The organism is Pedobacter sp. AJM, from assembly GCF_002197755.1.
GTDB lineage: Bacteria > Bacteroidota > Bacteroidia > Sphingobacteriales > Sphingobacteriaceae > Pedobacter.
Genome location: NZ_NHOT01000014.1, coordinates 47,960 through 60,344 on the forward strand (window position 1 = coordinate 47,960; position 12,385 = coordinate 60,344).

General features: G+C 39.3%; 9 protein-coding genes. 6 read left to right on the top strand and 3 right to left on the bottom strand.

From position 1 onward, the window contains the following. Positions 1-130 precede the first annotated feature (130 nt). The 6 genes from CBW18_RS19190 (at position 131) to CBW18_RS19215 (ending at position 6,800) form a co-directional block, all read left to right on the top strand. The gene (locus tag CBW18_RS19190) at positions 131-298 is read left to right on the top strand and encodes an Arc family DNA binding domain-containing protein (RefSeq protein ID WP_088302983.1); all 168 of its coding nucleotides are present in this window, start codon (positions 131-133) and stop codon (positions 296-298) included. 147 nt (positions 299-445) lie between these two features. Beyond that, positions 446-1,621, top strand: coding sequence for an acetyl-CoA C-acyltransferase (locus CBW18_RS19195; RefSeq protein WP_088302984.1), 1,176 nt, complete (start codon positions 446-448; stop codon positions 1,619-1,621). Between the two features lie 3 nt (positions 1,622-1,624). After that, the gene (locus CBW18_RS19200; protein ID WP_088302985.1) at positions 1,625-2,518 is read left to right on the top strand and encodes a hypothetical protein; all 894 of its coding nucleotides are present in this window, start codon (positions 1,625-1,627) and stop codon (positions 2,516-2,518) included. Positions 2,519-2,662: 144 nt separating this feature from the next. Continuing rightward, entirely contained in the window at positions 2,663-4,426 is a 1,764-nt protein-coding gene (locus CBW18_RS19205; protein ID WP_088302986.1) for a peptide MFS transporter, read from the top strand. A gap of 1 nt (position 4,427) precedes the next feature. Beyond that, complete coding sequence (locus CBW18_RS19210) at positions 4,428-5,930, top strand: peptide MFS transporter (protein WP_088302987.1); 1,503 nt, start codon at positions 4,428-4,430, stop codon at positions 5,928-5,930. Between the two features lie 135 nt (positions 5,931-6,065). Next, positions 6,066-6,800: a polyprenol monophosphomannose synthase gene (locus CBW18_RS19215; RefSeq protein ID WP_088303029.1), complete on the top strand. Its 735-nt coding sequence runs from the start codon at positions 6,066-6,068 to the stop codon at positions 6,798-6,800. Between the two features lie 83 nt (positions 6,801-6,883). On the opposite strand, the gene CBW18_RS19220 is transcribed toward CBW18_RS19215, so the two are convergent. The 3 genes from CBW18_RS19220 to dinB all read right to left on the bottom strand — a co-directional run bounded on the left by CBW18_RS19220 (position 6,884) and on the right by dinB (position 12,346). Further along, positions 6,884-7,399: a YdeI/OmpD-associated family protein gene (locus tag CBW18_RS19220; RefSeq protein WP_088302988.1), complete on the bottom strand. Its 516-nt coding sequence runs from the start codon at positions 7,397-7,399 to the stop codon at positions 6,884-6,886. Between the two features lie 454 nt (positions 7,400-7,853). Next, positions 7,854-10,865 (bottom strand): DNA polymerase III subunit alpha, encoded by a 3,012-nt coding sequence (dnaE, locus tag CBW18_RS19225; RefSeq protein WP_088302989.1) that lies wholly within the window; start codon positions 10,863-10,865, stop codon positions 7,854-7,856. 164 nt (positions 10,866-11,029) lie between these two features. Beyond that, positions 11,030-12,346 carry a DNA polymerase IV gene (gene dinB / locus CBW18_RS19230; protein ID WP_088302990.1) on the bottom strand — a complete coding sequence of 439 codons (1,317 nt, stop codon included), beginning with the start codon at positions 12,344-12,346 and terminating at the stop codon, positions 11,030-11,032. Between the last annotated feature and the right edge of the window lie 39 nt (positions 12,347-12,385).

Genomic DNA, 12,385 nt, shown 5'->3' on the forward strand with positions numbered 1-12,385 from the left:
TAAATATAAAATGCAAAGCTGGATTAACATAGAAAAAGCATACCTCCCAAACTATGATGCTGTTTCTGAATATGGAGGAGTTACTCATCAATATAAAAACAAGATATAAGGTAAAAGCAATACAATAGATATGGCGGAGAAAGATAAAAAAGCTTTTGTGTTGAGGATTAGTCCAGCTTTATTGAAAGAGGTAGAAATATGGGCTGCAGATGAATTCAGAAGCACTAACGGACAGATTGAATTTCTGCTGAATCAGGCAATAAAATCAAGAAAAAAAGGAAAAGCGAAAGAGGAATAAAATAAGCTTATGATTCTTTATAAAACTATTTTCACGCCCATTGTTTTAGTCTTAGATTTAAGTTAAAAATGACGCCTGATTCATTTTCTGCTATCAAAAATGTATAACTTAGCGGTCTAACCAAAAAGTTCATAAAAATTTTAATTCATGAAAGAAGTCGTAATCGTATCAGCGGTAAGAACACCAATTGGCAGTTTTGGAGGCGCATTATCTTCATTTTCGGCCACTCAGCTGGGTGGTTTCGCCATCAAAGCTGCAATAGAAAAAGCAGGTTTGACACCAGAACACATTCAGGAAGTTTATATGGGCAATGTGTTGTCGGCAAATTTAGGACAGGCACCCGCTACACAAGCCGCAAAACTTGCAGGCTTACCAGATATACCTGCTACCACCATCAATAAAGTTTGTGCTTCAGGCACCAAAGCCATTATGCTGGCGGCACAAAGCATTGCCAACGGTGATCAGGATATTATTATTGCCGGCGGTATGGAAAGCATGAGCAATGTACCTTATTACCTGGATAAAGCCAGAAATGGTTACCGGCTGGGGCATGGTCAAATTACCGATGGATTGGTGAAAGACGGGCTATGGGATGTTTATAATGATTACCATATGGGTTCAGCAGCTGAGCTTTGTGCCACCGATTGTCATATCAGCCGCGAAGATCAGGACAATTTCGCCATTGCATCTTATAAAAGAGCACAGCAGGCACAAACCACCGGAAAGTTTGCTGCTGAAATTATAGCCATAGAAGTAAAAGATAGAAAAGGTGAAATCACAATCGTGGATACAGATGAGGAACCAACTGCGGTTAAATTTGATAAAATTCCTTCACTGAAGCCCGTATTTAAAAAAGATGGAACCGTAACTGCGGCCAATGCTTCTACTTTGAATGATGGTGCAGCAGCAATAGTTTTAATGAGCGCAGATAAGGCAAAAGAACTGGGCATCAAACCATTGGCTAAAATATTAGGTTATGCAGATGCGCAACAAGCCCCTGAATGGTTTACAACTGCTCCTTCAAAGGCCATTCCTTTGGCCTTGCAAAAAGCCAATATCGATATAAAAGACGTTGACTATTTTGAAATTAACGAAGCATTTTCTGTGGTTTCTATTGCCAATAACCAGAAACTGAGTTTAAATGAAAACCGGGTGAATGTAAATGGTGGCGCTGTTTCCCTGGGCCATCCGCTTGGTGCATCTGGTGCCAGAATAGTAGTGACCCTACTATCTGTTCTCGAACAAAATAATGGGAAAATTGGTGTAGCCGGAATCTGTAACGGTGGCGGCGGTGCCAGTGCGTTGGTGATTGAGAAAATTTAATACATGAAGCTTAAATACTGCGGCATATTGATTATTGCTTTGCTCGCTTTGCGTACCCAGGCGCAGCAAAGCAATAAAAAAATGGATGTTTTTCAGGATTCCCTGATCCGGATCGCAACGTCTACTATTGCCGCTGAAACCGATGTTAAAAAAACAACCAGCAATAGCATTTTTATCAAAACACTGGTAGAAGCCCTGAAAATGCAAAATTCTTTTACTTACCCTTTTGATTCTTTAAAAAACGTTTCAGTAATTCCATCGCCCGACAGGTCTTTCCGGATCTTGAGCTGGTATGTTCAGCAGGAAAATGGCACCTACCGTTATTTCGGAACCATCCAGATGAATACTGGCGGCGGTCCCTTAAAGCTCTATCCGTTAATTGATCAAACGGACAACATTACAGATGCAAATGCGGTAACCAATCATCAAAAATGGTTTGGAGCGCGTTATTATGAGATTGTTCCGGTAACCAGCGGAAACCGCAAGCCTTATTACGTGTTGCTCGGTTGGAAAGGAAATACTTCAAGTTCCACTAAAAAGGTGATCGAGATCCTTTCCTTTGATCAGGAGCAGGTCATTTTCGGCGCACCGGTTTTCGATGGAAAAGACCTTCAGCATAAAAACCGGGTAATCTTTGAATATACCAAATCAAATGCAATGACGCTTAAAGTGGATCAAAAAGCCGGCATGATCGTTTTTGACCACCTTGCTCCGGTAGACGCTGAAATGGAAGGCAGATATGAATTTTATGCATCAGATGGCACCTTCGATGGCTTCAAAATTATTGGCGGAAAACTTAAATTACAGGAAGGACTGGAACTCAATAACGATCCTCACACCATGGATGAGCAATATGCTGATCCAAAGAAAAATGTTAAACCCATCAGAAAGTTTTAATTTCCATTATCTTAACCTGTTCATTACCATTCCGGTAACTTAAAAATTTGTGAGTTTGCCCTCCGCTGACTATATTGCGCCTTGCAAATAAGCTAAAACAACACACAAATTCTGAATTCTTCAACTAAAACCAATAAATGTTTTATGCAAACATCCATTGAAACCAAAGACGACTTCTTTAGCAGTAAGGTACTGGGTCATCCGTCAGGTTTATTCGTACTTTTCTTTACCGAAATGTGGGAAAGATTTTCGTATTATGGGATGCGGGCTTTGCTCGTTTTATTTCTAACCTCATCTATATTAGGTCAAAATCCGGGTTGGGGCTGGCCCCGTGAACACGCCCTGGCTATTTATGGTTCTTATACTTCACTTGCATACCTTACCCCTATTTTAGGAGGTTATATTGCCGACAGATTTTTAGGTTATCGCTGGGCAGTTATCATCGGAGCTTTTTTAATGACATTGGGCCATCTATCGATGGCTTTTGAGTTTAATCCAATTTTTATGTACCTGGGCCTATGCCTATTAGTGTTAGGTAACGGATTTTTTAAACCCAATATGACATCCATCCTATCTCATATGTACAAAAAACATCCTGAGAAAAAAGATGGCGCTTATACTATTTTCTATATGGGCGTAAATTGTGGTTCGTTTTTAGGAATGTTGTTGTGTGGTTATATCGGTGAGAAAATAGGCTGGAGTTATGGCTTTGGTCTTGCGGGAATCTTCATGTTTGTGGGTATGTTACAGTTTTATTTCACTAAAAATATTTTTGGCTCTATTGGTTTAAAGCCACTTAAAGACGAAGATAAAGTGGATGAAGAAGAGCATCCGGCTGAAGCCAAACGGAATCCATTCTCCATTTTTGATATTGTGCTGATTGTATTTATTGCTGTTATCGGCCTGGTCTGGATCATTAATGATCCTTATGCTAAAGTTTCAGGCCATACTGTTTTTAATTTTTCTGTAGGTAACCTGACAGGAGATAACTTCGCGATTATTGTAGCGCTAAGCTTATTTATTTTTGTTTTGATTAAAAGAATCGTACAATATACGCCACAGCTTAGAGATAAAATGATTGTGGTTATTGTACTTGCCTTCGTAGCCATTTTCTTCTGGGCTTCATTTGAACAGGCCGGTGGCTCCATGACCATCTTTGCTAAAGATTACACTGCCAGAATACTGGAAGGCAATTCAAAAATCATTTTTAACGTTGCCAATACTTTAATTACCATTATTCCGCTCACTATCATTTCATATGTACTGTTTCAGTTATTCAGGCAAACATTTTCCAGGTTTGCATTGGGTAATATCATTCTGGCAATTGGTTTTGCTATAATCTGGTGCATGGTTATTTATATGCTCAAAAACCAGTTCAGTGCAGAAAAAACGGAGGTTCCGGCAACCTGGTTTGGTATTTTGAATTCTCTGTTTATCATTTCATGCGCACCAATTGTATCTAAACTTTGGGAAAGCAAATATAGTCCAACGGCAACCGTTAAAAACGGCATCGGGATGATCTTACTAGGGATTGGTTTTGCAGCACTGGCATACGGCTCAAGCTCCATCCCGGCAGGTGCTAAAGTGGCATCAGTAAGTATGATCTGGCTTATTTTAGCTTATTTTTTCCATACCATGGCAGAATTATTCATCTCTCCTATTGGCTTGTCCTATCTGAGTAAACTGGTTCCTGGCCGTATGATTGGAATCATGTTCGGCATCTGGTATTTAGCACTTGCCATCGGAAATAAAATTGCAGGTACCATGGGTGGTATGATTGATAAAATTACCGCGCAATATTCCATGTCTACCTTTTTCCTGATCTTTACCCTTATTCCTGTAGGTTTGGGTATTTTCATCATGTTACTCACACCAATAATTAAGAAACTAATGCACGGGGTTAAATAAAATGCAGATCATTACTGAAAAAACACCTTCTATTGAAACTTTAGAAGCGATTCAAAATTTTGAAGGTAAATACCCGAAACAACTCTGGTATTTATCATTGGTAGAGATGTGGGAACGTTTCTGTTTCTACGGCATGCGTGGGGTACTCGCCTTTTTTATGGTGGATCAACTGGGTTTAAGTGATCAGAAATCCAACCTGCAGTACGGTGCCATCCAAGCATTTGTTTATGCCTTTACCTTTATTGGTGGAATTTTTGCCGATAAAGTTCTGGGCTTTAGAAAATCTCTTTTCTGGGGTGGCTCATTGATGATCATCGGAAACCTGATTCTCGCTTTTTCGCCCCACGATTTGTTTTATGTAGGTATTACGTTATCCATCATTGGCACAGGTTTTTTTAAACCTAATATCTCTTCTATGGTGGGTGAACTTTACCATGAAAAAGATAACCGGAGAGATGCGGGCTACGGACTTTTTTATGCAGGTATAAATGTTGGAGGCTTATTGGGTGGAGCCATGTGTATTTACCTGGGTAAATATGTTTCCTGGCATTTATGTTTCCTTTCTGCAGCCCTGGTTATGGCATTTGGCTTAGGTACTTTCATCTTCACCAAAAAATACCTAGGTCCGATTGGTAATTCGCCACTGCTGCATTTACAAAAAGCGAAAAGAACCATTTATGAAATAGTTGTCTATGCAGGCTCACTTTTATGTATTCCGTTGATCTTTATCATGGTCAGAAATACTGCCTATACTGATTATTTTATGTACACGCTTGGTATAGTCGCGCTGATCTACTTTTTCTACGAAATGTTCAGTATCAGAGAAGTTAAAGCACGTTATAAATTACTGGCGGCTTTTATATTTATTCTTTGCTATTTTATCTTTATGGCCATTTCAGAACAGAGTGGCGGATCACTTTCTTTATTTGCCAAAGACAATTTAGATCATAGCCTTTTATTCTTTTCTATTGATCCGAATGTAGTAAATAATAGTGTCAACTCATTTTTTGTGATTGTATTTAGTCCCCTGGTAGGTTTACTATGGATTGGCATGTATAAACGCAAAATAGAACCCAATACTGTAGTGAAATTTGGATTAGGCTTTGTGTTATTGGCAGTGAGTTTCTACGTTTTTTATGCCACCAGGTTTTTCGCCAATGAACAAGGCATCAGTTCTTTAAATATTTTCACTCTGGGTTACTTACTGCTTACGCTGGGCGAATTATGTATCGGTCCAATCGGGATGTCTATTATCACGAAACTATCTCCTAAAAGAATGTTTGGCATGATGATGGGCATGTGGTTCCTGTTCAGTGCTTTTGGACAGCTTGCTGCCGGAAAGTTGGGCGCGGAAATGTCGAGCATTGAAAATGCATCCTTAATGACAAAACTTATTTCATATACGGAAGGTTATAAATCACTTGCCCTCTATTCATTAATAGCCGGTATATTTTTAATTGTATTCTCACAGCTGATTAAAAAACTGATGCAAGAGGTCAGATAAAAGATTTTCAACAGATTTTAAACCGTATCAGCACTGTTGATACGGTTTTTTTAATTTATAATATTTACTTTCGCCCTCAGAAGTTAAAATCAGTTTTTTTAGCTTAACATGCAATTCACATCAATCAGAACAAACGTGTCAGACAGTTTAGTAATCATTCCGACCTATAATGAAAAGGAGAATATTGAAAGGATCATCCGGAAAGTATTTTCATTGAGTCAACCTTTTCATGTTTTGATTATTGATGATGGATCTCCTGATGGCACTGCAGATATTGTAAAAGCACTGCAGGTAGAATATGAAGGCCATTTATTTATCGCAGAGCGTGCCGGCAAGCAAGGTTTAGGTACGGCATACATTTATGGTTTCAACTGGGCATTGCAAAAAGATTATCAGTTTATTTTTGAAATGGATGCTGATTTTTCTCATAACCCTGATGATTTGGCCCGACTGCGGAATGCCTGCGTAAATGGTGCAGATGTAGCCATCGGATCGAGATATGTTAAAGGGGTAAACGTGGTAAACTGGCCGATGGGCCGGGTATTGATGTCGTATTTTGCTTCCATGTATGTGCGCTTTATTACCAGGATTAACATCCAGGATGCCACTGCAGGTTTTAAATGTTACCGTAGATTGGTGCTGGAAACGATTCCTTTGGATAAAATCCGATTTGTAGGTTATGCCTTTCAAATTGAAATGAAATTTACAGCCATTAAATTTGGATTTAACGTAGTTGAAGTACCCATTATTTTTACAGATAGAACGGAAGGCACATCAAAAATGAGCACCCGTATTTTCCGTGAAGCTTTTCTTGGTGTAATACAAATGAAAGTAAACAGCTGGTTTAGGGATTATAAAAGAAAAGGTTAGGTTAGAGAAGAAATTAGTAGTGGTAGAGGCTTAGTTAACCATCCGACTTAGGAACTATAGACTGACGACTCATGACTATCAACCTACAACTCCAAACTCTTTTTACTTTCCCTGATCATTGTACCATAATCCTGTCGCTTTTCCATCGCATTAATAGTCATGACCAATCTTTTTGTACGCGTGGTTTCAGTTTTGGCCTCATTAATCCATCTAATAAAATAGTTCTGATGGGATTTAGGTTGTTGCATGAAACAAGTAAGCAGCCTTTCATCTTCAGACAGACATATTTCCAGGTCTGCAGGCATTTCAATTCTAAAATCTTTATCCTCTTCCAGCCATAACTCTACTTTAGCACCAGCTTCCTTTCTTATTTTTTTACGAAGTGTAGCGTTAATGGCAATAATAAAATCGCCCTCACCCATTGGCACGGTAGCTATTCCGGAAATATCAAAATCATCGATTTTCCCTTTTACCCTGAAAGAAACCTTACAATCAGGCTTAATTTCATTCGCTAAGACAGCAGGAATGAAGACATAACTCCAACCTGTTTTTTCGCCCATTTGTCCAAAACGCTCTATTTCTGCATTGATGTGAATCATATATTCATTTAATGTATAAAATCATTTGCGCTTATGTTAATGGTTTTAATTACAAAACATGAGCTCCTGTCTATCATTCAAAAAGAGAAGAACCTCAATCCTATCGGGTTTGACCTCATAAAACAGTGAAGAAATCTTTTTAATTAATTCCTGCCTTACTTGAGGATCAAAGCCTGTTTACTTGTAAATAAATGGCGAATTGCTAATTAACGCCAAGATTTTATATGGAACTTCTAAAGCCCTAAGAAATGCCTTTAAAACTTTCTCTTGCATTTTATCCGAATGTACAAGGTAGTTCCCATTTTTACTTGATTTTTAGTTCAATATACAAATCTAAAAATTATTAGTGATAACTACTAAATCTGTTTCTATTACATCTATTACCCTATACTTTGCTAATTGGCTTAAAAACAGCTGATTCATGAACCGATTAGCCATCCCATTAGGCTCGCGATTAATTACCAGCCACCGGATTCATTACAATATCCAGTTTGGCAAACTTCAACACTTCCACACTGGGGAAGCCGAAATCTTCCACTATTCTACCCAAAATCAAATAGCAACCCTTTCCTGTAAAGGGATATATGGGTGTTGTATTTGGAAAATGGGTAGTATCAAAAAAATCACCTTTCACATCCAGAAAAGTACCAAACCACATTTTAGTATTTTTAACCGTATGCACAGTTTTTTCGCAGACATAATTCCCCACCATGCGCACTGTTTCACCTACATGTTTGCCCAAATCTGCTGCCATCACCTCTCCGCGGTAACTGGTTTTCAGGAAATCAAACATATTAAAGTTTAATGAGTAGCCTAACAGTTCCCATTCTACATAAGCATCTTCCAGTGCAGAGTTTTCTAATGCCGGCAGTACATATTCCTTACTTTCCAGATTAAATAATTCGGCTGAATGCGTTCGCTTTTGCCTATGCCCTAAATAATTATAAATCTCCCAAAGCAAGGTTTTCTTATCTTTCCCGGTACACCTTAAAGCTCCGAGCCGGATTAATAAAATGGCTTGTTCCAGCGTAATCTGAGTACGTTTTACAAATTGCTCCAAATCTTTATAAGGACCATTTTTTCGGCGTTCTGCTGGTATTTGTTCGATCATTTTATTTTCTAATCCCATTATCCCCATAAACCCCAGGTAAACATCGTTGCCATTAATATTCACCACTTCATCGCTATGATTTACGCAGGGGAGATAAACCTTTGCGCCTGTTTTCTGCAGCTCATGAACATAAACCCAACGACTATAAAAGCCACCATAGTTATTTAAAACGGCCACCATAAATTCTTTCGGATAATAGGTTTTAAGGTATAAACTCTGGTAACTTTCTACGGCAAAAGATGCGGAGTGTGCTTTTGAAAAACTATAACCTGCGAAGGAAGAAATCTGCCGCCAAACCTCTGCAATCAGTTCTTCTGCATGCCCCTGAAGCCTGGCGGATTGAAAAAATTTATTAACCAGCTCCTCAAAAGCAAGTTTCGACCGGTATTTGCCGCTCATGGCCTTTCGCAATACATCTGCATCGGCTAAATCCAGGCCTGCAAAATAATGACAGACTTTAATTACATCTTCCTGGTAAACCATTACGCCATAGGTTTCCTTCAGCTGCTCTTCCATTTCCTTACAAAGGTAAACCACTTGATCAGGTGCATGGTAACGCTCAATAAATGATTTCATCATGCCTGAACTGGCCACGCCAGGGCGAATAATCGAACTGGCTGCCACCAGTGTTAAATAATCTTCACACTTTAATTTTTTCAACAATTGCCGCATAGCAGGCGATTCGATATAAAAACAACCCACGGGTTGCCCTTCACGCAGAATCGCATTTAATTGAGGATCGTGTTTAAACGTTTTGAAATCATGGATATCAATCGCTTTACCTTGGTTTTTCTCGATCAGCTGAACAGCTTCGCGGATGTGTCCGATTCCCCGTTGACTTAATACGTCAAATTTCTCATAACCAATTGCTTCTGCTTCATACATATCCCATTGAACGGTTACATAGCCTTTCGGAGGCATATCAAGCGCAGTATAATAAGTAATTGGCTCATCAGAAATTAAAATTCCGCCCGCATGAATGGAACGCTGATTGGGCATACTTCTCATATACTGATGCACGGCAATTAATTTTTGGTAAGTTGCATTTTTCTGGTTTTCACGTTCTTTCGCCGGATCAGTAAAACCATCAATCTCTTCTTTTGGTAAGCCCAATACCTTTCCAATCTGCCTGATGATTGCCCGGTCTTTAAAGGTGCTCATCGTTCCTAAAAAAGCAACATGCCACCGAGGGTATTTTTCAAAAATATACTTTTGAATTACCTCCCGCTCATCCCATGCAAAATCGATATCAAAATCAGGTGGGCTGGTGCGTTTCTCATGTAAAAAACGCTCAAAATATAAATCAAGATCAATGGGGTCGACATCTGTAATCCGCATGCAATAGGCTACGATACTGTTGGCCCCCGAGCCCCGGCCTACGTGATAAAACTTATGCCGACCCATCGCATAGCGAACGATATCAAATGTAATTAAAAAATAGGCACAATAGTTTTTAAACTCTATGATACTCAACTCTTTTTCCATCCTTGCCCTGGCAACCGGGTGATCATTTCCGTAGCGGTAGGCCAAACCCTTGTAAGCAATTCGCCGGAGCAGGATGCGATCAAATATTTCACCTTCTTTGGTATATGAAAACCTGTTTTTAGATTTCACCTGTGGTTCAAAATAAACGCTCAGGTCACAGGCATCTATAAGCCGTTGCGTATTATCAGCTATAAAGGGAAAGGCTTCAAACTTTGCTTTCAATGCCTTTTCTGTAATCAGGACTTCATCATCACCACATTTAGATGCCTCGGGCACCATACTTAACAGCGTGTTCAGTTCAATTGCGCGTAAATAATGGTGCAAGCGGTGCTCTATCTTACATCCCACCGTAACAGGATGCCAGATTAGCAGTTTTTCCTTTTGCTGCAGTAAACTATGTTTATAAAGGTAATTTAGCTGGCTGCTTTTAATCCCAACAAACTCATTCGTTTTTAAAACCCGGTTAAAGCTTTTGATAAACGGATAGATAACAAAAACATGCTCAAAAACAGGCGCATCATCGGGTAAAGCTCTTCCTTCGATATTATGGATGCTTAGAAATTCATTAAGCTCTCGCATCCCTTCTTTATTTTTTGCGATACCAAAATACAACAGCTGATCATCTTTCCGGAACTCAATACCAGCAACTGGTTTTAAATGATAAGGCATATTTCCTGACTGTGTTTCATCAGGTGCCCTGGCAATCTCCTGCTTATAACAGGTTCTGATAAATTCTATTGCCCCGGTAGAATTATTGATATCTGTCAACACCATCTGATGAATACCCAAAGCACGGGCCTTCGAAACAATAGTTGGGATATCCATTGTTCCATATTTTAAACTATATGCAGAATGTACGTTTAAGAACATTTTGTTGTTTGTTATTCGTTTGTCATTCAGCGTTGTTCGTTTGCCGTTTAATGTTTTCCGCCTGTTGTCCTCTGTTTATAGCTGTTCAATGCGCTATTTCCTAGTGACATTTCCTTAATCCTATCCCTCTATTCCCATTTCTACCTCTATTTTTGCAAATACCACTATCCATCCAACTTTGTAGCTGTACCCAAATCGGAATTGATAAAAGTTCTGATTCTTGATTTTTTACGCGCTTCAACGGGTTCACTTTCTTCCTCTGATTGTTTTTCCAGGTGCTTTTTTCGGGGATTATATTTGATCACCTTTCCATATTCGTCCCGTTCGGGTCGCTTGACAATACAGGCCTTAACTACTGATTCAATGCCATAATGATTTCTGACCTTATCCATTGCCTGATACAGGTCGTACTCTTCTTCTGAGGTATGGTACAGGCCAATTTGTTCAAATCCACTTACAAGATGAGAAAGTTTAACCCCGATTAAGCGCAATAACATCCTTTTGGAATACAGTTTCTTAAACAAATCATGCGCCTTGCTAATTAAAAAAGAATCAAGTGCAGTGTATGGAATCCTGGCCTGCTGGGTTACAGTTTCAAAATTGGCGTAACGGATGGTAACGGTAATGCAGGCAGTTAATTTTTGCTGACTGCGGAGTTCATAAGTTAAATTGCTAACCATCCCACTCAGTATGGCCTTCATTTTTGAGATATCCATGCTATCGTTTTCGAAAGTAGTTTGGGTACCGATGGATTTCCTTTCGCGATAAGGAACAACAGGAGAAAAGTCAATTCCATTGGCTTTTTGCCAGATGCCCAGGCCATGCTGACCTAAAATTTTAAACATCAGTTCCTGAGGAATTTCAGCTAAAGTCTGCACTTTACGCACCCCCATTTCACTCAGTTTTTTATGCGTGGCATCACCTATTCCAGGTATTTTATAAATGGCCAGCGGGTTTAGGAATGGGCGAACCCCGGGAAAGGGGATTTCCATTTCGCCATCCGGCTTACACTCATTGGTCACAATCTTAGAAACCGTTTTATTAACCGATAAACCAAAAGAAATGGGTAAACCGGTTTCCCTGATAATGGTTTGCCGGAGTTCGGAAGCAAATTTCATACAGCCAAAAAACTTATCCATCCCCGTCATATCGATATAATGCTCATCAATACTCGCTTTTTCAAACAATGGAACACGTTCGGAAATGATTTCCGTAATCTCATGTGAGGCTTTTGAATAATCATCCATATTTCCTCTTAAAAAAACAGCCTGTGGACAAAGTTGCTTTGCCATCCGGCCAGGCATAGCTGCATGCACACCAAATTTCCGGGCTTCATAACTGCAGGAAGTAACCACCCCCCGATCAGAATTTCCGCCTACGATAACAGGTTTACCAATGAGTTTAGGATTCTTCTTCAACTCTACTGACACAAAAAAAGCATCCTGGTCCATGTGAATAATTTGCTTGTCCTTGTCCGTCATTCTCCTAGCCGTTTAAATTATTTTCGTATTTACCTCTAA

Bases quoted from the DNA above. Each gene is read 5' to 3' on its own strand.
- CBW18_RS19200 (WP_088302985.1), top strand. From the start codon at position 1,625: ATGAAGCTTAAATACTGCGGCATATTGATTATTGCTTTGCTCGCTTTG.
- CBW18_RS19190 (WP_088302983.1), top strand. From the start codon at position 131: ATGGCGGAGAAAGATAAAAAAGCTTTTGTGTTGAGGATTAGTCCAGCT.
- dinB (WP_088302990.1), bottom strand. From the start codon at position 12,346: ATGACGGACAAGGACAAGCAAATTATTCACATGGACCAGGATGCTTTT.
- CBW18_RS19210 (WP_088302987.1), top strand. From the start codon at position 4,428: ATGCAGATCATTACTGAAAAAACACCTTCTATTGAAACTTTAGAAGCG.
- dnaE (WP_088302989.1), bottom strand. From the start codon at position 10,865: ATGTTCTTAAACGTACATTCTGCATATAGTTTAAAATATGGAACAATG.
- CBW18_RS19220 (WP_088302988.1), bottom strand. From the start codon at position 7,399: ATGATTCACATCAATGCAGAAATAGAGCGTTTTGGACAAATGGGCGAA.
- CBW18_RS19205 (WP_088302986.1), top strand. From the start codon at position 2,663: ATGCAAACATCCATTGAAACCAAAGACGACTTCTTTAGCAGTAAGGTA.
- CBW18_RS19195 (WP_088302984.1), top strand. From the start codon at position 446: ATGAAAGAAGTCGTAATCGTATCAGCGGTAAGAACACCAATTGGCAGT.